This is a genomic window from Phenylobacterium sp. (assembly GCF_030681155.1).
GTDB lineage: Bacteria > Pseudomonadota > Alphaproteobacteria > Caulobacterales > Caulobacteraceae > Phenylobacterium.
This window is the reverse complement of the sequence record NZ_JAUXXE010000045.1, coordinates 22,402-45,845: the sequence shown is the minus strand read 5'-3', so window position 1 is coordinate 45,845 and position 23,444 is coordinate 22,402. Positions and strand designations below refer to the sequence as shown.

The 23,444-nt window shown below is 65.9% G+C and carries 23 protein-coding genes and 1 pseudogene; 6 read left to right on the top strand and 18 right to left on the bottom strand.

Features of this window, described 5'->3' with window-relative positions; all coding sequences use genetic code 11:
• The coding region (locus Q8M13_RS11905) for an AAA family ATPase (RefSeq protein WP_305300162.1) at positions 1–838 on the top strand (838 nt) is incomplete at its 5' end.
• Positions 839–905: 67 nt separating this feature from the next.
• Here Q8M13_RS11905 and Q8M13_RS11900 read toward each other — a convergent pair.
• Both Q8M13_RS11900 and arfB read right to left on the bottom strand, forming a co-directional pair.
• Positions 906–1,448 (bottom strand): hypothetical protein, encoded by a 543-nt coding sequence (locus Q8M13_RS11900; protein ID WP_305300161.1) that lies wholly within the window; start codon positions 1,446–1,448, stop codon positions 906–908.
• A 74-nt stretch (positions 1,449–1,522) separates the two neighbouring features.
• The gene (gene arfB / locus Q8M13_RS11895; protein WP_305300160.1) at positions 1,523–1,948 is read right to left on the bottom strand and encodes an alternative ribosome rescue aminoacyl-tRNA hydrolase ArfB; all 426 of its coding nucleotides are present in this window, start codon (positions 1,946–1,948) and stop codon (positions 1,523–1,525) included.
• Positions 1,949–2,159: 211 nt separating this feature from the next.
• Between arfB and Q8M13_RS11890 the strand changes: the two genes are divergently transcribed.
• Complete coding sequence (locus Q8M13_RS11890; RefSeq protein WP_305300159.1) at positions 2,160–2,657, top strand: GNAT family N-acetyltransferase; 498 nt, start codon at positions 2,160–2,162, stop codon at positions 2,655–2,657.
• Here Q8M13_RS11890 and Q8M13_RS11885 read toward each other — a convergent pair.
• Positions 2,647–3,138 (bottom strand): Fur family transcriptional regulator, encoded by a 492-nt coding sequence (locus tag Q8M13_RS11885; RefSeq protein ID WP_305300158.1) that lies wholly within the window; start codon positions 3,136–3,138, stop codon positions 2,647–2,649. The genes Q8M13_RS11890 and Q8M13_RS11885 overlap by 11 nt on opposite strands.
• 147 nt (positions 3,139–3,285) lie before the next feature.
• Here Q8M13_RS11885 and Q8M13_RS11880 point away from each other — a divergent pair, with 147 nt between their 5' ends.
• Both Q8M13_RS11880 and Q8M13_RS11875 read left to right on the top strand, forming a co-directional pair.
• A complete protein-coding gene (locus Q8M13_RS11880; protein WP_305300157.1) occupies positions 3,286–5,328 on the top strand; it encodes a TonB-dependent receptor in 2,043 nt (680 codons plus the stop codon).
• Between the two features lie 225 nt (positions 5,329–5,553).
• On the top strand, positions 5,554–6,300 hold the full coding sequence (locus Q8M13_RS11875) for a type II CAAX prenyl endopeptidase Rce1 family protein (protein WP_370870042.1): 747 nt from the start codon (positions 5,554–5,556) through the stop codon (positions 6,298–6,300).
• 7 nt (positions 6,301–6,307) lie between these two features.
• On the opposite strand, the gene Q8M13_RS11870 is transcribed toward Q8M13_RS11875, so the two are convergent.
• From Q8M13_RS11870 to Q8M13_RS11855, 4 genes and pseudogenes are all read right to left on the bottom strand, one after another.
• Entirely contained in the window at positions 6,308–7,261 is a 954-nt protein-coding gene (locus Q8M13_RS11870) for a DUF1214 domain-containing protein (RefSeq protein WP_305300155.1), read from the bottom strand.
• A 177-nt stretch (positions 7,262–7,438) separates the two neighbouring features.
• Complete coding sequence (locus Q8M13_RS11865; protein ID WP_305300154.1) at positions 7,439–8,554, bottom strand: DUF4167 domain-containing protein; 1,116 nt, start codon at positions 8,552–8,554, stop codon at positions 7,439–7,441.
• Positions 8,555–8,801: 247 nt separating this feature from the next.
• On the bottom strand, positions 8,802–9,674 hold the full coding sequence (gene prmC, locus Q8M13_RS11860) for a peptide chain release factor N(5)-glutamine methyltransferase (protein ID WP_305300153.1): 873 nt from the start codon (positions 9,672–9,674) through the stop codon (positions 8,802–8,804).
• Positions 9,671–10,446 (bottom strand): annotated as a pseudogene (locus Q8M13_RS11855) (MOSC domain-containing protein). Before Q8M13_RS11855 ends, prmC begins: the two are co-directional and overlap by 4 nt.
• 221 nt (positions 10,447–10,667) lie before the next feature.
• On the opposite strand from Q8M13_RS11855, the gene Q8M13_RS11850 reads away from it, so the two are divergent.
• On the top strand, positions 10,668–11,795 hold the full coding sequence (locus Q8M13_RS11850; protein ID WP_305300152.1) for a YihY/virulence factor BrkB family protein: 1,128 nt from the start codon (positions 10,668–10,670) through the stop codon (positions 11,793–11,795).
• Here the strand turns inward: Q8M13_RS11850 and prfA are convergent.
• The 7 genes from prfA to Q8M13_RS11815 form a co-directional block, all read right to left on the bottom strand.
• The gene (prfA, locus tag Q8M13_RS11845; protein ID WP_305300151.1) at positions 11,792–12,868 is read right to left on the bottom strand and encodes a peptide chain release factor 1; all 1,077 of its coding nucleotides are present in this window, start codon (positions 12,866–12,868) and stop codon (positions 11,792–11,794) included. The genes Q8M13_RS11850 and prfA overlap by 4 nt on opposite strands.
• A gap of 132 nt (positions 12,869–13,000) precedes the next feature.
• Positions 13,001–13,294, bottom strand: a complete 294-nt coding sequence (locus Q8M13_RS11840) for a hypothetical protein (RefSeq protein ID WP_305300150.1) — start codon at positions 13,292–13,294, stop codon at positions 13,001–13,003.
• Positions 13,295–13,412: 118 nt separating this feature from the next.
• Positions 13,413–13,877, bottom strand: coding sequence for a hypothetical protein (locus Q8M13_RS11835; protein ID WP_305300149.1), 465 nt, complete (start codon positions 13,875–13,877; stop codon positions 13,413–13,415).
• 26 nt (positions 13,878–13,903) lie between these two features.
• Positions 13,904–14,362 carry a hypothetical protein gene (locus Q8M13_RS11830; RefSeq protein ID WP_305300148.1) on the bottom strand — a complete coding sequence of 153 codons (459 nt, stop codon included), beginning with the start codon at positions 14,360–14,362 and terminating at the stop codon, positions 13,904–13,906.
• A gap of 86 nt (positions 14,363–14,448) precedes the next feature.
• Positions 14,449–15,591 carry a flavodoxin-dependent (E)-4-hydroxy-3-methylbut-2-enyl-diphosphate synthase gene (ispG, locus tag Q8M13_RS11825; RefSeq protein ID WP_305300147.1) on the bottom strand — a complete coding sequence of 381 codons (1,143 nt, stop codon included), beginning with the start codon at positions 15,589–15,591 and terminating at the stop codon, positions 14,449–14,451.
• Between the two features lie 51 nt (positions 15,592–15,642).
• Complete coding sequence (locus Q8M13_RS11820) at positions 15,643–16,431, bottom strand: TIGR00730 family Rossman fold protein (protein WP_305300146.1); 789 nt, start codon at positions 16,429–16,431, stop codon at positions 15,643–15,645.
• Positions 16,432–16,535: 104 nt separating this feature from the next.
• The gene (locus Q8M13_RS11815; protein WP_305300145.1) at positions 16,536–17,594 is read right to left on the bottom strand and encodes a dienelactone hydrolase; all 1,059 of its coding nucleotides are present in this window, start codon (positions 17,592–17,594) and stop codon (positions 16,536–16,538) included.
• Here Q8M13_RS11815 and Q8M13_RS11810 point away from each other — a divergent pair.
• Entirely contained in the window at positions 17,579–18,343 is a 765-nt protein-coding gene (locus tag Q8M13_RS11810; RefSeq protein ID WP_305300144.1) for a LytTR family DNA-binding domain-containing protein, read from the top strand. The two genes, Q8M13_RS11815 and Q8M13_RS11810, sit on opposite strands and share 16 nt — an antisense overlap.
• Here Q8M13_RS11810 and Q8M13_RS11805 read toward each other — a convergent pair.
• The 4 genes from Q8M13_RS11805 to Q8M13_RS11790 all read right to left on the bottom strand — a co-directional run bounded on the left by Q8M13_RS11805 (position 18,340) and on the right by Q8M13_RS11790 (position 23,398).
• Positions 18,340–19,680 carry a pyridoxal phosphate-dependent aminotransferase gene (locus Q8M13_RS11805; protein ID WP_305300143.1) on the bottom strand — a complete coding sequence of 447 codons (1,341 nt, stop codon included), beginning with the start codon at positions 19,678–19,680 and terminating at the stop codon, positions 18,340–18,342. The genes Q8M13_RS11810 and Q8M13_RS11805 overlap by 4 nt on opposite strands.
• Positions 19,681–19,796: 116 nt before the next feature.
• Positions 19,797–20,969 carry a carboxynorspermidine decarboxylase gene (locus Q8M13_RS11800; RefSeq protein WP_305300142.1) on the bottom strand — a complete coding sequence of 391 codons (1,173 nt, stop codon included), beginning with the start codon at positions 20,967–20,969 and terminating at the stop codon, positions 19,797–19,799.
• Between the two features lie 14 nt (positions 20,970–20,983).
• The gene (locus tag Q8M13_RS11795) at positions 20,984–22,189 is read right to left on the bottom strand and encodes a saccharopine dehydrogenase family protein (RefSeq protein WP_305300141.1); all 1,206 of its coding nucleotides are present in this window, start codon (positions 22,187–22,189) and stop codon (positions 20,984–20,986) included.
• A 204-nt stretch (positions 22,190–22,393) separates the two neighbouring features.
• Positions 22,394–23,398, bottom strand: coding sequence for a RodZ family helix-turn-helix domain-containing protein (locus tag Q8M13_RS11790; RefSeq protein ID WP_305300140.1), 1,005 nt, complete (start codon positions 23,396–23,398; stop codon positions 22,394–22,396).
• Positions 23,399–23,444: the final 46 nt, after the last annotated feature.

Below are 23,444 nucleotides of genomic sequence, written 5' to 3'. Positions count from 1 at the left end.
CGTGCGACGCAGCCGAAGCGGCCTGAAAGATCCGAAGCGGCCCACCGGCTGCTTCATCTTCGCCGGTCCCACGGGCGTGGGGAAAACGCTCCTGGCCAAGGCCCTGGCCGAGTTCATGTTTGGCGACGAAGACGCGCTGATCCAGGTCGACATGAGCGAGTACATGGAAAAACACAACATCAGCCGGCTGATCGGCGCGCCGCCTGGATACGTGGGCTACGAAGAAGGCGGCCAGTTGACCGAGAAGATCCGACGCCGCCCGTACTCCGTGGTGCTGTTGGACGAAATCGAGAAGGCTCACCCCGACGTCTTCAACGTGCTGCTGCAGGTGCTGGACGATGGTCGCCTGACCGCTGGTCAGGGCCGTACGGTCGACTTCCGCAACACCATCCTGATCATGACCTCGAACCTCGGTTCGGAGTTCCTCGCCAGCCAGGGCGAGGGGGATGATGTCGAGGACGCGCGGCCGATGGTGATGGACGTCGTTCGCCGCCACTTCCGTCCGGAGTTCCTGAACCGGATCGACGAGATCATCCTCTTCAAGCGGCTCGGCCGCGCGGAGATGGACAACATCGTCGATATCCAGCTGCAGCGAGTCGAGAAGCTGCTGGCCGACCGGCGCATGTCGATCGTGCTGGACTCCGCCGCCCGGCACTGGATGGCCGACAAGGGCTACGACCCGGTCTATGGCGCGCGACCTCTGAAGCGCGTCATCCAGAAGGAACTGGTCGACCCCATCGCCCGCAAGCTGCTCGCGGGCGATCTGGAGGACGGTTCGGTCATTCAGGTCGGCGCCTCGGCCGATGGCCTGGAGATCGGCCGGGCCAAGGTCCACTAAACGACGAACGCCCCGGGGGTGACCCCGGGGCGTTCTTCATTTCTCGACGCGCAGGTGGCCGCGGTCGCTACAGATCCACGCTCACGGCGCGGCCGTTGCGGATTTCCACCCGGCGCATGACGGCGATGTCTGGCCCCGTGCCAGGGGCAATTGGCTTGGCGACGGTGATCACATACCAGGCGCCGTTGGCCAGGCCCGAAAAGCTGAAGCGGCTGCCCGCGTCGCAGACCGTGCGCTTGACGAAGGCCGAGTAGTCGCCGCTGGGGGCGTTCGGCGTGCGGGCGCGGACCTCGTCGGCCGGCAGGGCCGAGCGATCAGGCGACTTGTAGAGGATGGTCATCCGCCGCCGCGTCCATGGCGTCTCGGGCGTCAGGACGACGCCGGCGCCTTCGCAGCTGTAGCGGGTCTGGCCCGACTTGAAGACCAACCGGCCATCCACGCGACCCTGGCCCGGAACGGCCGACCAGGAGAAATCACCGGCGCGGAACGTATTGGCCGAGGGCGGCCCATCGGCGCCGGGCGGCGGCGGAGGCGGGGGACCCAGGGTCGGCGCGCAGGCGGCGACCAGAAGCAGGGCGGCGGAGGCGGAGATAAGGCGGGTGCGTGACATGTCGCGCGCACCTTATGCGTCTGATTGCACCCACGCCAAGAGCTTGGTTGAGCGTGTTCGATCACGCCTGGGTCTCAGTCGTCGCCGCGAACCTTGCCACGCATGGATTTCACCCCGCCTCGGTGCACCTTGGCCTCGACCCGCCGTTTTTTCGCAGCCAGGGTCGGCCGGGTCTTCTTCCGGGGCGGAGGCGGGGGTTCGGCGGCCTGACGAATCAGCCCCAGCAGCCGTTCCAGCGCCTCGGCCCGGTTGCGTTCCTGGGTCCGATGGGTCATCGCCACCAGCACTAACACGCCGTCCTGCGTCACCTTGCGCCCCGCCAGTTTCATCAGCCGGATCGCCACGTCGTTCGGCAACGAGGGCGAGCGCCGCACGTCGAACCGCAGCTCCACGGCGGTGGATACCTTGTTGACGTTCTGACCGCCCGGACCGGCCGAGCGGATGAACCGCTCGGTCAGTTCGTCCTCCGAGAGGCTGATGGTGGGGGTGACTTCGATCACCGGCTTTTCCGATTTCCTCGTTTGATCTACGTTCAGCGCATGCGCGCCGTGACCGCCCTTATGCACGTGACCATTCAAACCGCCCAGGCCGGGTTGGTGGAAGAGGTCGTGCGCTAGGAGCAACCGAGCGTTCGCATTCGACACCAGCCCCGCCGGCGACGGACGGGGCTTTTTTCTTTGGCTCCGTTCTCCGGCCCACCGAGAGACCATGATGAGCCAAGATGAAATCCTGATCAGGGCGTCCGAACCGGAGGACGTGCCCGACCTGACCGAGGCGCTGAACCAGCCGCGCGCCGTCTGGGGGACAATGCAACTGCCCTTCACCAGCATCGCCACTCGGCGCGAGCGCTTCAAGGTGACGTCAGCAAGCCAAACGCTGCTGGTCGCCGTGATCGATGGAAAGGTCATCGGCAGCTTGGGCCTGAGCCGGCGGGAGGGGCGGCGTAGCCATGTCGGCACTTTCGGCATGGCGGTCCACGACGCCTATGCCGGCCGGGGCGCGGGCGCGGCGCTGATCGCCGCGGCGGTAGAGCAGGCCGACCGATGGCTCAACCTGCGCCGGCTCGAACTCACGGTGTGGGCCGACAACGCCCGGGCGATCGCGCTCTATGAACGTTTCGGCTTCGAGCGCGAGGGTCGTATGGGCGACTATGCCTGGCGGGACGGGGCGTATGCCGACGCCATCGCGATGGCCAGGATCAGGAGCTAGCGGGGGCCGAGCAGGCCGCGCAACGACCGCGGGCTTCCAGGGTGATGGTCGAAACCTGGTAGCCCGCCTTCGTGGCGGCGGCGAGCTGGGCCGTGAAGTCCGGTTCGAACTCGTCGGCCGCTCCGCAGCAGTCGCAGATCAGGAACGCGGCCCGGTGGCTCTGCCCGTCGATGCGGCAGGGAACATATGCGTTCAGGCTTTCGATCCGATGCGCAAAACCCAGGCGTTCCAGGAATTCGAGCGCCCGATAGACGGTTGGAGGCTTGGCTGGTTCGCCGTGTGCGCCGAAGGCTGCGATTAGGTCGTAGGCCTTCTGGGGGGAATTGGATTCGAGCAGCAGCTCAAGGACGCGGCGGCGGGGAGCGGTCAGCCGCTCCTGTGTCGCGGCGCAGCGCTGTTCGGCCGCGCCAAGCGCATGGTTCAGCGCCGAGCCCTTGAGGCCCGGATGCACGCCGTCTGGATGATGGCACTCGGCTCCCATGTCCCTTGGCTACCCGCCTCTTGACCTCTCGGCAAGCAAAGGCGCTTGACGGCCGGTTATGTTATCTCATAACAGGAGGTGTTATTTCGTAACAGCGAGGGGCGATTTCAAGTCCCTCGCCTGTATTCTGTTCGAGGCGTCCTCCGAATGAGCAAGTTCCACCTTCTCGCCGCCAGCGGCATCGCGGCCCTGATCGGCACCCCGGCCTGGGCCGATGCGGCGAAGGAGGTCTCGGAGGTGGTGGTCACCGCCGCGCCTTACGTCGTCTCGATGGATTCCTCCACCACCAGCGTCGAGGTGCTGCGCCGCGATGATCTGGACACGGCCCCGGCCGCTGGCCTGGGCGATGTTCTGTCGGGTCTGCCCGGCGTGCGCTCGACCTTCTTTGGTCCTGGCGCCAGCCGCCCGGTGATCCGGGGCCTCGCCGGTCCTCGGGTAATGGTGCTGACCAACGGGGTGGGCATGATCGACGCTTCGGCCCTCTCCCCGGACCACCAGGTGGCGACCGACCCGCAGGAGGCCGAGCGCATCGAAGTGCTGCGTGGGCCCTCGGCGCTCGCTTATGGCGGCTCGGCGATCGGCGGCGTCGTGAATATCATCGACGACCGGATCTCGGACAAGGTGGTGCAGGGTTTCCACGGCCGTATGCTGGCCGCGACCTCCACCGTCGACGACGGCACGACCGCTTCGGCGGCCTTCAAGGCCGGCGTCGGCAACTGGGTGTTCAGCCTGGATGGCCTGCGCCGCGAGAGCTCGAACTACGACATTCCGGTCCCGGCGGAGTCGCGCCGCGCCATGCAGGCTGAGGGCGAGGCCTATCCTGGCCCCAACGCCTCGACCGTGGAGAACACGGCGGTCGACCTCTACGCTTATGGCGGCGGCGTTTCATATGTCGGCGAGAAGGGCTTCCTGGGCCTGGCGGTCAAGCGGACCGACAGCACCTACGGCGTGCCCGGTCATTCGCATGAAGCCCACGACGACCACGATCATGAGCATGACCATGACCACGATCATGAGGAAGAAGAGGGCGGGGTGGTCATCGACCTGAAGCAGACACGCTACGACCTGCGCGGAGGTCTGGACCTGGACCTGGGCATCTTCAACCAGCTCAAGGTGTCGGCGGGCTATGCCGACTACGAGCATGCCGAGCTCGAAAATGGCGTGGTTGGCACGCGGTTCCTGTCGGACGGTTGGGAAGCGCGCGCCGAACTGGTCCAAGTTGAACGCGACGGTTGGCAGGGGGCAGTCGGCTTCCAGGCCCTGTCGCGCAACCTCGACGCCGTGGGTGACGAGGCCTATGTGCCCTCCACCGAAACCAAGGAATACGGGGTTTTCACCCTGCAGCGCCTGGATCGCGACACCTGGGGCGTCGAAGGCGGCCTGCGTCTCGACCATCGCGAACTGAAAACGCCCGACATGTCGCGCGACTTCACTAATGTCTCGGCCAGCATCGGCGCGTTTCTGCGTCCGGCTGACGGCTGGTTCCTCGGTTTGAGCGGGTCGCGCACCAGCCGGGCGCCGACCGAAGCCGAGCTGTTCGCCAACGGCGCTCACGCGGCCACGCGCGGTTTCGAGGTCGGCGATCCGAGCCTCGACTCCGAGGTATCCTACTCGCTGGACGCCACGATCCACTATGGCGCCGGCCCTTGGGAGGCCGACCTCCATGCCTTCGCCGTCAAGTACGACGGGTTCATCGACCTGCGGGCCACCGGCGCCGAGGATCCCGTCAGCGGCTTTGCGATCTACGACTATCTGCAGACCGACGCCGAGTTCTATGGCGCTGAAGCCGAGGTCTCCTACCGCCTGTGGCAGGACGGCGACCGCAGCTTCTCGCTGGAAGGCGCCGCCGACTATGTGCACGGCGAGACCGACCTGGGCGTCCCGGCGCGTATCCCGCCGTGGTCGGTGACCGGACGGGCGGTGTTCGACGGCGGCTGGTGGACGGGCAAGCTGGAGCTGCGTCAGGTCGGCGAGCAGGATCGGGTGGCTGACTTCGAATTGCCGACCGACAGCTACCGCATGATCAACGCCTCGCTCAGCGCCACCCCCTTTGACGACAAGAACCTAAAACTGTTCGCCGAGGCGCGGAATATCAACGACGCCGAGGCGCGCGAGCACGCCTCGTTCTTGAAGGACCTTGCGCCTCTGCCAGGACGCAGCTTCCGGATCGGAGCGGGCTACAAGTTCTGACGCCAGGCGAAGGGGCGGCCCGCCTCTTAAGCGCTTACCTGCGAAGCCTCGGGCCGCCCAGCCAATCGCCTTACCGATCAGGAGCGTGACGAGCAGCAGCACAGGCGGGCTGAGCGACTAGTCGAAACGCGTTTCGGTTCGAGCTGTTCGGACTCCGAAGCAGCCGGCCGTGGATCGTATATGCTAAAGATGCTTGTCGGGCGGGGAGTAGCGTCTTTGAGCGAAGTGAAGGCGGCGATACGATCAGCGACGGGTGGCCGGGATTTCCCGTTCTACAACGGTGAGCCCCTCCGAATTTCCCTGCCGGGTTGGTTGATTGTTCTCGCGACGGCGGCCGGGGGCTTTGCCGGGCTCATGATCGCACCGACGCTGGCGCCTGGGCGGCTTGGCGGGTGGCTCGGGATTGCTTTCTTCGTGGCGCTGCCGCTGCTCGGCCTCCGCGTGGCGGCGGGCAAGTACTGGACCGCCATCTTCCACCGGCCCACCGCCAGGGACATCTGGATCGGCCTGGCCTTTGCGCCCTGCACTCTGCTGGTTTCAGGGATCGTTGCGCTTGGCATGATGCGCCTGGAGCTCACCGCCGCTAATCCCGTCGTTGCGATGATGCATCAGCTTCAAGGAGCTGACCTCGCCCTATCCATCGCGGCGACGGCGCCGCAGCTTCTCGGCGAGGAACTGATCACGATCATTCCTTTCCTCGCCTTGCTGACCCTTCTCACCGCGAGGTGCGGGCTTTCGCGCAGGGTGGCCATCATCGGCGCGTGGATCGGGTCGGCGCTGTTGTTCGGCGCCCTGCACCTGCCGACCTATCAGTGGCATTTGGGTCAGGTGCTGCTGATCATCGGCACGGCTCGGCTGGTCCTGACTGTCCCCTACCTCATCACCAAGAACATCTGGTCCTCGACCATCGCCCACATCACCAACGACTGGCTCATCTTCGCGGTGGTTCTGATCCTGCCCAAGCTTGGGTGAAGAGGAGCTAGCTTGCGACGGGTTCGGCCTTGGGGAAGCTCCACCGGTGCTCGCGCACTTCCGCCCTCGGACGATACAGCCGCACCAGGTAGTTCCATCCTGGGGGCGTTGGCACGCAGTTCGGCGTTTGATCGTCGCATCCGCCGAACTGTATGGCGATCGAGCCGTCGGCGCTCTTCTTGGCCGTGATGCTGTTGATCGTATAGGCGTTTCGGCTGTTCGGTTCGAAATAGCCGGCGGCGTTGTAGACGCTGATCGACCAGAAGCCGTCGACCGGCACATCCTTGACCGTGAGCCGATAGACCGTCTTGCCGTCGTTTTTATCCGGCGTATCGCCAATGTACATCGCCTCGGAGTCGGGATTGCCGCCCCAACCCGCCGCCGCGCCGATCAGTCGGCGAAGCGGATCGACCTCCTCGCGCGACCCGAACGCATGCTCAAAGCTCGACAGGCCCGAGGCGAGCACCTTCAGCGCGTCTCGGGTTCGGGCCAGGCTCGCCTGATCCCAGGCGGGCAGCTCAACCGCCCCAACGCCGGCTTGGCTGGCCGTCACGGCGTCCTGCAGCCGGCGGACTTCATCAAGGTCGGCTGCGTCGGCGGGATCTGCCAGCGTGCGAATGAGCGCAGCGACGTAGCGTGTGCCGATGCTTGCCTTGGTCAGCACGTGCTTGGCTGGCGCGTGCTCTACGCCGTGGGTGTAGTGGTCTTGGTCGATGATCTGCAGTGCCATGTAGCGCACGCCTGCATCTGGCAGGGTGATTGTCACGTCGCCCGCATCGAGGTCGAAGAGCGCCTGGCTATAGAGGGTGTCGCGATTGAGCCGGACGATGTCCTGCTTATCAATCGAAGCCGGTTCCCTCACATGTACGAACTTGCCGAGCGCGCCGTTCTTGGCGAAGCCCACCAAATAGTTGTCGGTTTCGGCGCGGACGAAATTGTCGGCATTTACGATCAGGGACACCTGGGGGCTCCTTGCTGAGGCTTGGGCAGCCCATCAGAGAGGCGACGGCCAGGCGCATCAATCGGCAATAACCCTGACCCTCAACCTGTGATTGCCCGGCAAGCGCAATCTCAAGGCACAAAAAATCCCTCCCCGGGTGGGGAGGGATTGAATGTTGTCCAGCCTTGGATCTGAAGCCTAGGCTTCCTCGGTCTCGTTCGGCGGAGCGCCTTCGCCGCCCTCGAAGCTGCGCGGGGCGCGGCGACGACGGGCCTTGGGCTTTTCTTCACCCTCGGCGGCGGGAGCGACCTCGGCCTTGGGGGCGCGGGGCGCACGCGGCGCTTTCAGGAAGGCGGGCGCATGGCTTTCGCCGCCATCTTCGTCGCGCAGAACCGGGGAGGCGCGTTCTTCGCTGGGGACCAGAGGCGAGGCCTTCGGCTCCACCACGGCCAACGGGTCGCGCTCGGGGCGGTCCTCGCGGTCGCGGCGGTTTTCATAGCGTTCGCCACGCGGGCGATCTTCACGCTCAGTCCGCGGACGGTCGTCGCGCTGGCGATCTTCGCGTGGGCGGTCCTCGCGCGGACGTTCGTCACGAGGACGATCATCACGAGGCCGTTCGTCACGAGGACGATCATCGCGCGGACGGTCGTCGCGTTGACGATCTTCACGGGGACGATCGTCACGGGCGTCGCGCTGGCCTTGTTGACCTTGCTGGTTTTGTTGACCATCGCGCGGACGCTCGTCGCGGTCGCGCCAACGGTCGCGGCTGCGGCCCTCGAAGCGATCGTTACGATCATTGCGGGGGCGGTCGTCGCGCTGGCCGCCCTGACGGTCTTCGCGCGGGCGGTCGTCACGTGGACGATCGTCACGCCAACGCTCGGCGCGCGGCTGCTGGCCCTCGCCCTCGTTGTTGTTGCTATCTGAGTTATAGGCCTCGCCCGACGCTTCGGCCTCGGCGACGGCGGCCGCCTGGGCGCCGCTCTCGTCCTCGAAGTCGATCTCGAACCCGCTGAGGTTCTCGCGGCCGATGATCTCGGCGGCGGGTTTGGTCGGCTGCATGGCGCGCACGACGCGGAAATAGTGCTCGGCGTGCTGCAGGTAGCCCTCGGCGAGCACCCGGTCGCCAGCCGACGACGCGTCGCGGGCGAGCTGCTGATACTTTTCGAAAACGTGCTGGGCGTTGCCGCGCACCTTAACGCCGTCGGGACCGTTCGAATCGAACGACCGGTTCGCGTTTTGCTGCTGCGGCTTGCCGCCACCGCCGCCGCCACGATTGCGGCCGCGCTGGCGCTTCATACCCTTGAAATCTCTCATTCTTTGTGTCCGCCGCCGCTTCGGTCTCGCCGGTAAGCGCGCGGTCTATCCTCTCGCCTTGGTCGGGCAAATCGCCCGTCAGTCCATGTTGAAGACGTAAGTGTTCCCCGTCGTCCGCCCGGACCTTGAGGCGCGAGACACGCTAGGCCTGCGCGCCTGCCGGGCCGGCTGGCCATCCTGCTTTACAGGGCGGCCTCAACCTCTAGCACCGGCGAATTGGGTGGAGACAGGATGAAGACTTAGCGATTCAGGAGCCGGTTTCCAAGGGGTTTTTCACGCCGACCACAACGCGGTCGTTGGTCGACAAGTCCTTGATGGTCCATACGTCGCCAGCGCCGACCTCGTTGAACAGGGCCTCGACCGCATCCTTCTGGTCATAGCCGATCTCTACGGCGAAGAGCCCGCCCGGCTTCAACACGCGCAGGATCTCCGGAGCCAGGTGCCGATAGGCGTCCAGGCCGTCAGCGCCGCCGTCCAGCGCCACGCGCGGTTCGTGGTCTTTCACCTCGGGCTCGAGGGTCTCTATGACCTCGCTGGCGATGTAGGGCGGGTTGGAGACCACGACGTCGAAGCTGGCGTCGGCCAAGCCCTCGGTCCAATTGCCGCGGGCGAAGGCGATCTGATTGGCGAGCCCCAGATTGGCGGCGTTCTCGCGCGCGACAGCCAGGGCTTCGTCGGAGATGTCGGTCGCCAAGCCCTTGGCCCTGGGCCGTTCAGCCAGGATCGACAGCACGATAGCGCCGGAGCCGACGCCCAGGTCCAGGATATGGAAGGGGGCCGTTTCGTCGGGGAACTTCTTCAGAACGTAGTCGACGATCACTTCGGTGTCGGGGCGCGGCGTCAGCACATCGGGCGTGACCGACAGCATGATCTTCCAGAACCCCTTGCGGCCGAGAATATGGCTGACCGGCTGGCGGCGTTCGCGGCGGGCCAGATAGTCGGCCAGGCGCTCTTCCTGCTCAGGCGTCAGGGTGCGGTAGGGATCGGTGACGATGTCGGCCCGGGTCGCCTCGGCGGCGGCCTCGACCAACAGGCGGGCGTCGATGACTGGTCCGGCGAGCCCGGCGGTCTCCAGACGGGCCTTGGCCGATTGCCAAGCTTGCAACAGGGTCAGGCTCATTGAGCGGGCTCCATCGTCGGCTGCGTGCAGGCGTCGCCAACGGCGATCTGTCCCCCGTCGGTGACGTGGACATAGATGCCCAGGTTCATGTGGCCGTAATTGTCGAACAGCGCCTTGACGACATCCATGTCGCGCTCGGCGGTGACAGGATCGACGTGGGTGGCCGCGCAACGGACGATCGGCTTGTACACCTTGGCGCGGGCGAAGCCGACCATCAGGTCGCGTCCGGCCCATTCGTTCTCGATCCAGGCAGGCCAACCCTCGACCAGCACATTGCCGCGGAAACGCAGCGGATCGACCGGCCGGCCCATCTTGGCCTCAAGGTCGCGGATGCTGGCCAGGTTGAGGATCGAGACGTGACCGAGCGGGTGGTCCATGAACCGGTGACCGTCGGCGGAAATGACCTGCAGCGGACCGGTCGCCTCCTCGCCCAGCAATGTGGCCAGCCAGGTCGCGAAGGCCGCGCGGCCGGAATCTTGAGACAGCGATCCGGAGAAGCGGGCTGACCCGGGGCGGTCGCGGTCAGCGTCGCGCTGGCCTCGTCATAAGCCGTACGGGCCTTGGCGACCTCCGGGATGGCGGCCAGGACCGTGAACTTCTGCTTGGGAATAAATCCCGGCGCACAGGGATCGAAACCGGAAGGGCCGTTCTCCACGGCGTACAATCGGTCGCACGGGAAGGGACCCCCGGCGGTCAATTCGGCATGGCTCAGCCGTTCGGGGGTGAAGCCCTTCACGGGGTGGCGATAGAGCGCTGCGATGTGACCGGTCATGGGCCCTGGTACCTGCAAGTCTGGCGGCGGGACAAGCAGCATATGATTTGACCACCCGTGCGGCGAGCCCTTGCGTCTTGGCGACCGCCGCGATTGGATCGGGGCGGAACGCGCGCCGGTCTTGGGTGTTGTTGCAGCTCTGGCGTGAGGTCCGAAGCGTGAAGCGGCCATCAGTTTCGGTAAAAACGCTCGCCTCGCTCGCTAGCAGGGCCGCGCCGTGGGTGGGGCTGGCCGTTGTCACCACCCTTTGGCGTCGTAGCCTGCGCGCCGCGCCGCGGTCCGATCTCGACCTGGAGCCGCAGGCCACACCAGAGGTCTTTGAAGCCGCCGAACCCGGCCGGGGGCGGCTGGCGGGGTCGCCCTACCACATACCCTTGCGCGGCTGGCGAGACATACTCTGGCGAACCTTCAAGGAGATCGAGCGCGATCGGCTGCCGGCAGTGGCGGGCGGGGTCACGTTCTACAGTTTGCTGGCCCTGTTCCCGGCCATCGGGGTGTTCGTCTCGCTCTACGGCATATTCGCCGACTTCGAGGCCATGCACGCCCAGATGTACGAGATGTCGAAGGTCATCCCGAGCGAGGTCGTGAATATCATCGGCGACCAGATGCTGTTGCTGGCGAGCCGCCCGCAGGCCTCCCTTTCTGTCGCCTTCCTGGTAAGCCTGCTGTTGTCGCTTTGGACGGCGAACGCCGGCATGAAGGCGCTCTTCGACGGCCTCAACATCGCCTATGGAGAGCGCGACAAACGCACCTTCGTCAAGCGCACGGCCCTGACCTACGGCTTCACCTTCGCGGCCCTGGTGTTCCTGGTTGTGATGACCGCGATTCTGGTCGCCGCCCCAGTGGCGCTCGCGCGTGTCGGACTTTACGAACTCGCCGTCATTTGGGTCCCGCTACGTTGGATGATCCTGGTGGCCATGGCGGCGGCCGCCTTCTCGTTCATCTACCGGTTCGCGCCCTGCCGGGCCTCGCCGCGATGGCGATGGGTAACCATTGGCGGAACTTTCGCCGCGTGCCTGTGGCTAGGCGGGTCGCTGATCTTCTCCTGGTACATCAATAACATCGCCCATTTCGACGTCACCTATGGCGCGCTGGGGGCGGTGATCGGCTTTATGATGTGGATCTGGTTCTCGGTGATGGTCGTGCTGCTTGGCGCGGAGCTGAACGCCGAGATCGAACATCAGACCGCGCGCGATTCGACCACCGGTCCGGAACTGCCGCTGGGCGCGCGTGGGGCGGTCATGGCCGACAATGTCGGCCGCGCTTTCCACATCGGCAAGTTCAAGGATCAGGCGATCGACGATGGTCGCCGTCAGGTCCAGCGGGTCCGCGGGATCTTGCGCCGTTAGTTGAACTCGTCTTCCAGCGCCGCCAGACGCGCGGCCTGATCCTCGGCGATCAGCGGATTGATCACGTCGTCCAGGGCCTCGCCCTCAATCACCTTGGTCAGGTTGTAGAGGGTCAGGTTGATGCGGTGGTCAGTAACCCGGCCTTGCGGGAAATTGTAGGTGCGGATGCGCTCTGAACGGTCGCCTGAACCGACCTGGCTCTTGCGAGCGTCGGCGCGGGCGGTGTCGAGGGCCTCGCGCTGTTGGTCGTAGAGCCTAGCCTGCAGGACCTTCAGGGCGCGGGCGCGGTTCTGGTGCTGCGACTTTTCCGATGAAGTCACCACGATTCCGGTCGGAAGGTGGGTGATGCGGACGGCTGAGTCGGTCTTGTTGACGTGCTGGCCGCCGGCGCCGGACGAGCGGTAGGTGTCGATACGCAGGTCCGCGTCGCGGATCTCGATCTCGACGTTCTCGACCTCGGGCAGCACGGCCACCGTGGCGGCTGAGGTGTGGATGCGGCCGCCGGCCTCGGTTTCGGGCACGCGCTGGACGCGGTGAACGCCGCTCTCGAACTTCAGTCGGCCAAACACGCCGTCGCCGGTGATCGAGGCGATGATTTCCTTGTAGCCGCCGACCTCGCCCTCGGAGATTGAGTCGATCTCCACGCGCCAGCCATGGTTTTGGGCGTAGCGTTGGTACATGCGGAACAGGTCGCCGGCGAACAACGCCGCCTCGTCGCCGCCGGTCCCGGCGCGTACTTCCAGGATCGCCGAGGCGTTCTCGTCGCGGTCCTTCGGCGCCAGCAGCAGGGCGACCTCGTGCTCCAGCCCCGGCAGCCGGTCGTTCAGCGCCTGGAGTTCATCCTGCGCCAGCGACGCCATCTCTGGATCGCCGGCCTTGGCCATCTCTTCAAGCTCGGGCAGTTCTTCACGCGCGCGGGCGACAGCCATGACGGCGTCGGCCACTGGCTTCAACTCGGCGTGCTCCTTGGACAACCGCACGATCTCGGCGCCTTCGGTGGCCGCGCCCATGCGCGCCTCGATCTCGCGGAAGCGGTCGAGGACCTGATCCAATCTGGCCTGGGGAAGACGCAAGCGGGTATCCAGTCACGGGTGAATGTGGGGACGCTTCTCTAGCGGTCTGGAGCGCCAATGCCAAACGCCCAACGAAAAGGGCCCCCTCCACGCGTGAGGGGGCCCTTCCTGAACCGCTTGCGCGGAAACGTCTTAGACGCGCACGCCCGAAAGCGGGGCGTTGCCGAAGGCACCCAGCTTGACATTGCCGGTCAGGGCGTCGCCGGCCACGGTGGCCGTGAATTCCAAGGTCATCGGCATGGGCTGGCTGATCGAGCTCGACCAGGTCAGGGTGTCGCCATCGACCTTGCCCTCGATGGTCTGCTCGCCCATCCGGCCGCTCGTCGTGCCGGTGAAGGTGTCGCCGCTCGTCTTGATCGAGGCTTCGACCTCTTGAGCGCCCATCGGCGATTGAATCGTGATCTTCCAGTTGCCGTCAGCGGACATGGTGTTTCTCCCTGGTTTTGGATCAGCACCTAACCAAGGCTGCGAACGCGACGCAAGAGGTGACGGGGGAGTCATCTTTGACAAAGTGCGAATTCGAAATTGCGGGCAGCCCCGGGCCTTAGGAGATGTTCTCTCCCAGAGAGAAACCGACCCCGCGTAGAGCGCTGATCAAGCCGACGATCCGATCATAGGCCTCGTTGGCGCCGCTCATCATCTCGGCCGAGGTGAAGACCGCGCCCGGAACGACAAGGCCTCCCGAAATGCGTTCGACCAGGCCCATATGGATGAACATCTCCACATACCGATCCAGCATGTCGCGCGGCACCCCCAGCGACCGCTGCAACTGATCGTCGGTCACGGGCTTGCTGGTGCTGTCGGGGCCGATGTCGCGAAGGCCGGAATAGCGTTCGTCGCCGATCAGGTGCTCGCCGTTCGCGCTCCAGATGCTGGTGAAGACCAGCAGGGCGAACAGGTCGCCGTCGTGCAACTGGGCCAGCGACCGCAGCGCCTTCAGGATCTCCAGCGTCGTGACGCGTAGGACCGCGCGTCGATTGTCCACGGCCTGGCTGGATGGAAGACTCACGACGGCTCCTGAAGTGCGGGGACGATTCAGGCGTCGCCGAAGCTGAAGCCAGCGTTCCGCATTGCAGCCACCATGCCCACCACCCGCGCGTAGAGATCGTTCGCGCCGCTCACCATTCCAGGTTGGGTGAAGACAGCAGAAGGAACCACCAGACCGCCCGGGGTTCGCTCAACGACGCCGTTCGCGATCATCTTTTCGACATAGGACGTCAGGATGTGATCGGGCATCGGCGTCGTGCGGCGCAGTTCGTCGATGGAGACCGGCCGGCGTTGCGTGTCCGGGGGAATATTCTTCAACGGGGCGTATCGATCGTCGCCGATCAGGTGCTGGCTGTTCAGCACCCAGATGGCGGTGAAGATGAGATATTCGATAACGTCGTCGCCGTGGACGGGGGCCATGGCGGTGGAGATACGCACCATCTCATGGGCGACGATGCGTACAATCGCTCGGCGATTGTCTGTGGGAATGGGGGTTACGGTGGTCACGACAAGCACCTCGGAAACACTATCGAGGCCTAGTTAGCGCCCTTAACCGTAACAGTTGGTGAAACCAAATTCGCGCGACGCGAGAATTATTCCGCCGCCTGAAGGGTGTCGTCCTGGGCTTTGGCAAGCTCGGCGGCCCTGGCCTCCACGAGTTCGACGATGTGATCGACCATCTGGCCGTTGTCCATCTTGTGGTCGGGCTTGCCGGCCACATAGATCATGCCCGCGCCCTTGCCGCCGCCGGTGAAGCCGATGTCCGTCATCAGGGCCTCGCCCGGACCGTTCACCACGCAGCCGATGATCGAAAGGCTCATCGGCTGGGAGATGTGCGCCAGCCGCTGTTCCAGGAGTTCCACCGTCTGGATGACGATGAAGCCCTGCCGCGCGCAGGACGGGCAGGCGATGATGTTCACGCCGCGGTGGCGCAGGCCCAGCGACTTCAGGATGTCGAAGCCGACCTTGATTTCCTCCACCGGATCGGCCGCCAAGCTGACCCGGATCGTGTCGCCGATCCCGGCCCACAGCAGCGAACCCATTCCGATGGCGGACTTCACCGTGCCGTTGCGCAGGGCGCCGGCTTCGGTGACGCCGACATGCAGCGGGCAATCGATCGCCTCGGCCAGTTGCTGATAGGCCGCGACGGTCATGAAGACGTCGGAGGCCTTCACGCTAATCTTGAACTCGTGGAAGTCGTTGTCTTGCAGGATACGGGCGTGGTCGAGCGCGCTCTCGACCATGGCGGCGGGGCAGGGCTCGCCGTACTTCTCCAGCAGGTGCGGCTCCAGGCTGCCGGCGTTGACGCCGATGCGCATCGAGCAGCCGTGATCGCGAGCCGCCTGGATGACTTCGCGCACGCGGTCGGCCCGGCCGATATTGCCCGGATTGATCCTCAGGCAGGCTGCGCCGGCCTTGGCCGCCTCGATGCCGCGCTTGTAGTGGAAGTGGATGTCCGCAACGAGCGGGACCTTGGACTCCCGGGCGATGGTCTTGAACGCCGCCGTTGAATCCTCATCGGGGCACGACACCCGCACGATGTCGGCGCCGGCCTCTTCGAGTTGACGGATCTGGTCTATGGTCGCCGCGGCGTCCGCCGTCAGCGTGTTGGTCATCGACTGCACCGTGATCGGGGCGTCGCCGCCGACCTCCACATTGCCGACGCGGATCTTACGCGAGACGCGCCGGTCGATGGCGCGCCAGGGACGGACGTGGGTGTGGTCTTGCACGGTCATGGCCTGGGAAAATAGGGCCTCGCGCGGCAAAACGCGAGGCCGGCGTGTGGATCAGCTGATGTCCTTACCCGGTTCCAGCCCGCAATCGAGCAGGGACTGCCAGACCGCCTCGGCGTTCTCGGCGAACTTGAAGAGATTGAGGTCGTCGGCCGCGACCATGCCCTCGGCGACCATGGCGTCGAAATTGATCACCGAGCGCCAGTAGGTCTCATCGAACAGGACCACCGGGATCGGCGGCGACTTGCCGGTCTGGCGCAGGGTTAGGATCTCGAACAGTTCGTCCAGCGTGCCGAATCCGCCCGGGAATACGACCAGGGCGTTGGCGCGCATGGCTAGGTGCATCTTTCGCATTCCGAAATAGTGGAAGCGGAAGGTCAGCTCCGGCGTCGAGTACGGGTTGGGAAACTGTTCGTGCGGCAGGGTGATGTTGAAGCCGATGGACGGGGCGCCGGCGTCTGACGCGCCCCTGTTGGCCGCCTCCATGATGCCAGGGCCGCCGCCCGTGGCGATCACATTGTCCCGCGGCTTGCCGCTCGACAGGATCGCCCCGCCGCGTTCGGAGGCGATGCGCCCAAATTCGCGGGCGGCGGCGTACCAGCTGGGGTGATTGCCGTTGCCGTTCTCGCCGACCCGGGCGCTGCCGAACACCACAATGGTTGAGCGCACGCCCCAGGCCCGCAGCGCCTCGTCCGCCTTGGCGAACTCCAGCAGGAAGCGCACGCCGCGCATCGAGTCGCCGAGCAGGAAGTCCTCGTCCAGCGACGCCAGGCGGTAGGAGGGGGAAGCCACCTGGGCTGCGTTGGCCAGCTCCCGATCGATTCCGTCTTCGCCTGCGCTCATGATTCTACTCTCTCAACTGACTTGGCCTCCAGCTTCGCCGCGCGGCCGGGGCAATACAACCGCGCCCCCGGCCCGCTCTTGGCGGCGGCGCGGCTAGATGTTCCTCAAAGCTTGTTCTTGAAGAAACGCACGACCTCCCGGTTGAAGGTCTCGTGGAAGGCGGCGCGGTCGAAGCCAGGGGTGGGCGCGCAGATTTCCGGAGCCGCCGCAGCCAGCCGCTCGCCGCAGGGGGCCAGGAAGTCGAAGTGCCGGGCTCCCTCGACGACGTGATACTCCGGCGGCCGCGGAAGAGCCCCGCGGACGGCTTCGGCATAGAAGGGGCTGGGCAGGATCTGGTCATGGCCGGCGCGCCATAGCTGGACCGGCTGGCGCACGCTGGCCAATCCTTCGCGATCAAAGGTGAAACCCAGGGCCGGCGCCGCGGCGACCACCGCCTTGATGCGGGGGTCATGAACCCAGCGGGACGGCAGGCTGGGCGGTTGGAAACCGGCGGAGACCAGGCGGCAGTCATAGAAGCCTGGATGATCGCGGCAGTGCTCGGTCATGCGCGACAGGTCCGGCTCGCCGCCCGCCGCCGCCAGCACCGTGAACCCGCCCGACGAGAAGCCGAAGGCGCCGACCCGGCCAGGGTCCAGGGCGGCGTGGCCGTCCCAGTCCTTCAGCATGTAGTCGACCAGGACATGCAGCTGGCGCGGGCGTTCTGCGACGTCGGCGGCGCGGCTGTGGTCGCGCCAGTTGTCGCCCGTGTGAGTCAGGCTGGCGACGACGAACCCGGCCTGGGCCAGGGCGCGCGCGGTGTCCTCATGCCCGCGAAAGTCGCCGCCCGTGCCGTGGGACATGACGATCAGGCGGCGGTTCTGACCTGGGGCGGTGTCGGTGGGCCGCCAGACGCCGACCTCGATGGGCAATTGCGCGCCGTCAGGGGCGGCGAGCTTTTGGAACACTACGTCCGGCGCGGTCGGCGCTGCGGCGAGGGCAATAGCAAAGGCGAGGGCGGCGATCATAGGCGGGCTCCGAATGGGGAAGGTGTCGAGCGTCGTGCGCCGGCCGTTGCAGGCTCCGCCAGCGGTGTTTCGCCAATGGGCGAACGGGCGCGCGGTGCGGCGAACGGGGGTGCAGCGCGCGAGGCTGACCGCTAGGGTGGCGCATGGCTTCTGACGCATGGCTAGGAACGTGGCGGACCTCGCTGGCGACCGGGTTTGTCCTGTCGACCGCGCTGGGTGTCGTGCTGGGCGTAATCGGGCCGTTCGGAAGCTATCAGGGCGGCGGCCTTGGGGTGCGGGTGCTCTATTGGACAGCCAGCCTTTGGGCCGGCTGGCTGCTGTTTGGGGTGGCGCTCCCTGTCGTGGCTAGATCTGCGGTCCGGCGGCGCTGGCCATGGTGGGCCTGGTTGCCGGCTGCGGTGGTGGTCTTGGCGATCCCGGCGGCGCTTGTCGGCCGGCTGCTGGCGCAGGCGGTCTGGCCTGGCGTCGGACGTATCGGCGCGGTGGAGTGGTATGGCCAGTTTCTGGCGATCAGCGCCCTGGCCAATGGGCTGATCTTCTGGCGAGTGCTGGCTGGTCAGCCTGAGGCGCCGGCGCCCGACTCCGCCGATCCACGCGACCGCCTGCCGCCGGCCCTGGGGCGCGAAGTCCTGTGCCTGCGGATGGAGGACCACTATGTGCGGGTCCACACGCCGCGCGGCTCGGCTCTGGTGCTCATGTCCCTGGGCCAGGCGATCGCCGGCATGACCGACCTCGAGGGCTTGCAGACGCACCGGTCATGGTGGGTCGCCCGGCGCGCGGTCGAGGGTGTTGTCGAGGACGGCCGCAATCTTCGCCTGCAACTGTCGGGCGGACTGGAGGCGCCGATCTCGCGCGCCCGGATCGGCGAATTACGCGCCCAGGGCTGGCTGCCGGATAGCCGGCCCTAGCCGGCGACAGCCAGTTGGGCCTTGGCCGGTTCACGCTGCGCGCCGCTGGCCAGATAGGCGACCAGGGCGGTGCGGAGGTCCTGCAGAATGGCCTCGAACTTGGCGTCGTCGGGCTCCAGCAGAGTGAAGCGGAAGCCTTCAAGGTCGGAGTTGAAGCCTGTGGACAGCGGCACCACGCAGATCCCGGTATTGCCGAGCAGGTGATAGACGAACCGCGCGTCGAGCGCCTCGCCCAGGTGCGGGGCGATGATGGCCTCGACCTTCGGCGCCATAGGCAGACTTTGGCTTGGCGTCAGGGCTCCGGCCCGGAACACCGCGGTCATATAGAAGGCACCGCGGGCCGGATGAATAATCAGCTCCGGCAGGCTGCCCAGCACCTCGACCGAGCGCCGGGCGCGTTGGTCGTAGGCCGAGACCCGGGTCTCGAGATAAGGATAGTAGCGCGGATCGCCCATGACCCGCGGCAGCACCTTCTGCGGAAGGGTGGTGGCGCAGACCTCCAGCATCTTGGCTTCCAGCAGCGACTTGGCGAAGCGGTCGAAGCTCTGGTCCTGGTCGCGGTTATAAATCTCGATCCAGCCGCAGCGGGCGCCGGGCCACGGGAATTCCTTGGAGATGCCGCGCATGGCGATGGCCGGCACCTTGCCGATGACCGAAGCCAGCTTGCGCATGCCGCTGTCGGCATAGGCTAGGTTCGAATAGATCTCGTCGGAGATGACGAACAGGCCGTGGCGCGCGGCGATGTCGACGATCGCCGCGAGCGTTTCCTCCGGGTAGACGAAGCCCGTCGGGTTGTCCGGATTGATGATGATGATCGCGGCGATGTCGGGGTTGCCGATCACCTTGGCCTCAAGATCGGCCAGGTCGGGCTTCCAGCCGTTTTCAGGATCCAGGCGATAGGTGATGTGCGGCGCGCCGGCGTGCGCGGCTTCGGCCGACGAATGGGTCGGATAGGCTGGGTTGGGGCCGATCACCCGCGCCTTGGGATGCAGGGCGCCATAGATGGTCGAGATCGCGTCGCCCAGCCCATTGAAGAACAGGATGTCGTCGGCCGTGATCTGGATGCCGCCTTCGAGATTGCGCTCGTTGGCGATGTAGTTGCGCGCCTCTTCCAGGCCCTTGGTCGGCGAATAGGCGAAGCTAAGGTCTTCGCCCGCCGCCTGGATCACCATCTGCTTGATCCAGTCGGGCACGCGCTCGCCCTTGGCGACCGGGTCGCCGATATTCTCCCAGCGGATCGCTGCGCCGGTCGCCTCGGTGGCGCGAGCCACCTCCACGATCTGGCGAATTTCGTAGCGTAGGTTGTCCGCGCCGGGATGGACGATTTGCGTGCGCAAGAACTGGGTACCTTTATTCTGCGGGGCGCGCCTGCGCCGCCGCGGCTTTCGCTGATCAGTCGCCAGCGGTTCCTAGTCAATGGCGCGTGGCGTGTAGAGGGTGAAAAAGATCCTGGTCAGGACAGTCTGTCGCGGAAGTCGCGATAGTCGAACTCCCGGATCAGCTTCAGGGAGTCTGTGTCGCTGTTCCACAGTGCGATCGCCGGCAGCGGCACGCCGTTGAAGGTGTTGGTCTTGACCATCGAGTAGTGCGCCTGGTCCAGGAACGCGATGCGGGTTCCGGGCGCGGGCCGCTCGGCGAAGACGTAGTCGCCGATGATGTCGCCGGCCAGGCAGGAGGGCCCGCCAAGCCGGATCCTCACGCCCTCCTCGCGCTCGTCCAGCATCGCGGGCCGATAGGGCGCCTCGATGACGTCCGGCATGTGGCAAGTGGCCGAGATGTCGGTGACTGCGACGGGCACAGAATTGTCGAAGGTATCGAGGATTTCGCCGACCAGTATGCCCGCGTCGAGCGCGATCGCCTCGCCGGGTTCGAGATAGACCTCGACCCCGTGGCGCTCGCCGATCTGGCGTAGGAAGGCGATCAGATCCTCACGCTGGTAGTCGGCGCGGGTGACATGGTGCCCGCCGCCGAGGTTCAGCCACTTCAGTTGGGTCAGCGCGCCCTCCAGCTTGGACTCCACCGCCTCCCAGACGCGGCGCAGCGGCTCGAAGTCCTGCTCGCACAGGGCGTGGATGTGCAGGCCATCGACCCCTTCGAGGTGTTCGGGACGAAGCTGCGAGACCGGGAAGCCGAGCCGTGAGCCACGCTGGCAGGGATCGTACTTTTCGACCTCCGACTCGCTGTGCTCTGGGTTCAGACGCAGGCCGATCTCGAACACCTGGCCCTGTTGGCGCGCGGTGGCGATCTCACCCTTGAAGCGCGCCAACTGGTCCGGCGAATTGAAGATCACCGTGTCGGACAGGGCCAGGATCTCGGGCAGGTCTTCGCGTTTGTAGGCGGGGGAGTAGGTCGTCAGCTCGCCGGAATAGTGCTCACGCGCCAGCCGCGCCTCCCACAGACCGGACGCGCAGACCCCGTCGAGATATTCGCCCACGACGTCGGCCAGCGACCACATGGAGAACGCCTTAAGCGCCAGCAGCACCTTGGCGCCGCCCCGTTCGCCGACATCCTTCAGGACGGCCAGATTGCGCCGAACCGCCGCCTCGTCGACGACGAAACAGGGGGATGGCACGCGGCTCAGGTCGAAACGTGCAAATGCGCCGGGCCCGGCCGCCTTTGTTTCCATGTGTCTCAGATCAATCAGAATGCGAGGGGAGAAGGCAGTTCCTTGACCTGCCAGGGCAGCCCGTGCCGATTCAGCATGTCCATGAACGGATCGGGATCCAGCTGCTCCATGTTGAAGACGCCCTCGCCCTTCCACTGGCCGGTCAGCATCAGCGCCGCGCCGATCATGGCCGGGACGCCAGTCGTGTAGCTCACGGCCTGGCTTCCGGTTTCGGCGTAGGCGGCCTCGTGGTCGCAGACATTGTTGACGTAAAACGTCTTCTGCTGGCCGTCTTTCTCGCCGGTGGCGATGGTGCCGATATTGGTCTTGCCGCGTGTCGTCGGGCCAAGCGAGGACGGCTCGGGCAGCAGCGCTTTCAGGAACTGCAGCGGGATGATCTCGCGGCCTTCGAACATCACCGGATCGATGCGGGTCATGCCGACGTTCTGCAGCACTTCCAGGTGCTTCAGGTAGGCGTCGCCGAACGTCATCCAGAAGCGGATGCGCTTGATCTCCGGGTAGAACTTGGCGAGGGACTCAAGTTCCTCGTGGTACATCAGGTACATGTTGCGCGGTCCGACCTGATCGAAGTCGAACGTCTGCTTCTGGGCTAGGGCCGGCCCCTCAATCCATTGCCCGTTCTCCCAGTGGCGCGACGGCGCGGTCACTTCGCGGATGTTGATCTCGGGATTGAAGTTGGTGGCGAACGGGTGTCCGTGATCGCCGCCGTTGCAGTCCAGGATGTCGAGCGTGTCGATCCGGTCCAGCAAATGCTTGTGGGTGTAGGTGGTGAACACCGATGTCACGCCAGGGTCGAACCCGCAGCCGAGCAGGGCCATCAGGCCGGCGTCCTTGAAGCGGTCCTGATAGGCCCACTGCCAGCTATATTCGAACTTGGCCTCGTCCCGCGGCTCATAGTTGGCGGTGTCGAGATAGTTTACGCCCGCCTCAAGGCAGGCGTCCATGATGGCCAGGTCCTGGTAAGGTAGGGCCAGGTTGACCACCAGCGCCGGCTGCACGGCCCGGATCAGCGCCACGGTCGCGCTCACATCGTCAGCGTCGAGCTCGGCCGTCCCAATGGTCACGCCGGTTCTTTGTTTGACGGAAGCTGCCACGGCTTCGCATTTGTGTATCCGGCGGCTCGCCAGTGTGATGTGCGAGAAGACTTCCTTGCACATCGCCATCTTGTGGACGGCGACCGAACCGACGCCGCCGGCGCCGATAACAAGCACCTTACTCATCTGTGACATTCCTAACGCTGAACAAGCTTTCGCATGACCGCCGAGACGCGGCGACCGTGCGAATATCACGATGACGGCCGCTTCGCGAACCACCCTTGTTACCTATAGGGAATGTCCGTTGCGCGACGAACTGATGCACATCGCGCGCGCAGAGGCCCGATCAGGCGCTGAATTGGGTCTGCGGAGGGGCGCCCGATACGGTCGCTAGCCGCCCGTCAGTTTCGAGGGCGAGATAGTGGGCGAGGGCAGCAGGCCCTTGGATTGGCCGTCGACAAACACCTGGAATGCGGTCGCGTCGGTGGTGTCGATGGTCAGGCCGGCCAGGTTCGGCACCCGGTAGGCCTCGCCGGCCGCGAGCTGCCGGGCGAAATAGACCACGCCGCCGCCGCCGCGCACGATAAGCGAAGCTCCCTTCAGGGCCTGGACCGTCACGGTGGAGGTTCCCGGCTGAGCGCCATAGACCGCGCCCTTAGGCGTGAAGGTGGGCGGCAAGGGGCGAGCGGGAATTGCGGCTTCCGGGGCGGTCGGGTTGGCGGCGGACGCCTTGCGTGCGGCGATCACCGCGTCGGACGAACCGCCCGCGGCGGTCGCCTCGGCCAGGCCCGGCGTTTCATAGGGGATCGGGGTGGTCGACTCGACCGGGGCAGGCAGCGGCGCGCCGAGCGACACCGGCCCTGCGGCGGCGCCCAGCTTGGCGCCCGCCATGGCTGATTCCGGCGCCCGATGCGGCGGCGGGGCGTCCTGGCTCATTGCGCGCTGGGCGATGTTCCAAAGAATGATGGCGGCGAGCACCAGCATGCCGGCGCCGACGATCAACGTCAGGCGTGGGTCCTTGGTCTCGCTCACCCCGATCGGCGCGCGCAGGGCGTTGTCGGTGAGCGGCTCTTCGCGGCGGAAACGATCGACGGCGGCTTCACCGTCCAGGCCCAACGCGTTGGCGTAGGCGCGCACATAGCCGACCGTGAACGGGCGTGAGGGCAGCTCGTCGAGTCGCATTTCCTCGATCGCGGCGAGGTAGCTACGACGGATTCGCGTGGTGTCGGCGAGATCTTGCAGGTTCAGGCCGCGGAATTCGCGGGCGGCTTTCAGAGCCGCGCCAACATCGGGGCCAGTGTCCAAGGTAGGCGTCAAGGACTCGTGACGGTTCGCGTCGCGATCACCGTCCATCTGTAAATGCAGACCTGTAACCCCGCCAGTATCGAGCGGCATGGCTACCTAGCGCCCCTTGCTAGAGTTGCGATTTTAAGGCGAAATT

Coding starts and splice junctions, on each gene's coding strand:
- Q8M13_RS11890 (WP_305300159.1), top strand. CDS start 2,160: ATGAGCCAAGATGAAATCCTGATCAGGGCGTCCGAACCGGAGGACGTG.
- prmC (WP_305300153.1), bottom strand. CDS start 9,674: ATGAGCCTGACCCTGTTGCAAGCTTGGCAATCGGCCAAGGCCCGTCTG.
- Q8M13_RS11840 (WP_305300150.1), bottom strand. CDS start 13,294: ATGTCCGCTGACGGCAACTGGAAGATCACGATTCAATCGCCGATGGGC.
- Q8M13_RS11885 (WP_305300158.1), bottom strand. CDS start 3,138: ATGGGAGCCGAGTGCCATCATCCAGACGGCGTGCATCCGGGCCTCAAG.
- Q8M13_RS11865 (WP_305300154.1), bottom strand. CDS start 8,554: ATGAGAGATTTCAAGGGTATGAAGCGCCAGCGCGGCCGCAATCGTGGC.
- Q8M13_RS11820 (WP_305300146.1), bottom strand. CDS start 16,431: ATGAGCGCAGGCGAAGACGGAATCGATCGGGAGCTGGCCAACGCAGCC.
- Q8M13_RS11800 (WP_305300142.1), bottom strand. CDS start 20,969: ATGGAAACAAAGGCGGCCGGGCCCGGCGCATTTGCACGTTTCGACCTG.
- Q8M13_RS11790 (WP_305300140.1), bottom strand. CDS start 23,398: ATGCCGCTCGATACTGGCGGGGTTACAGGTCTGCATTTACAGATGGAC.
- Q8M13_RS11795 (WP_305300141.1), bottom strand. CDS start 22,189: ATGAGTAAGGTGCTTGTTATCGGCGCCGGCGGCGTCGGTTCGGTCGCC.
- Q8M13_RS11815 (WP_305300145.1), bottom strand. CDS start 17,594: ATGCGTCAGAAGCCATGCGCCACCCTAGCGGTCAGCCTCGCGCGCTGC.
- Q8M13_RS11900 (WP_305300161.1), bottom strand. CDS start 1,448: ATGTCACGCACCCGCCTTATCTCCGCCTCCGCCGCCCTGCTTCTGGTC.
- ispG (WP_305300147.1), bottom strand. CDS start 15,591: ATGACCGTGCAAGACCACACCCACGTCCGTCCCTGGCGCGCCATCGAC.
- Q8M13_RS11880 (WP_305300157.1), top strand. CDS start 3,286: ATGAGCAAGTTCCACCTTCTCGCCGCCAGCGGCATCGCGGCCCTGATC.
- Q8M13_RS11810 (WP_305300144.1), top strand. CDS start 17,579: ATGGCTTCTGACGCATGGCTAGGAACGTGGCGGACCTCGCTGGCGACC.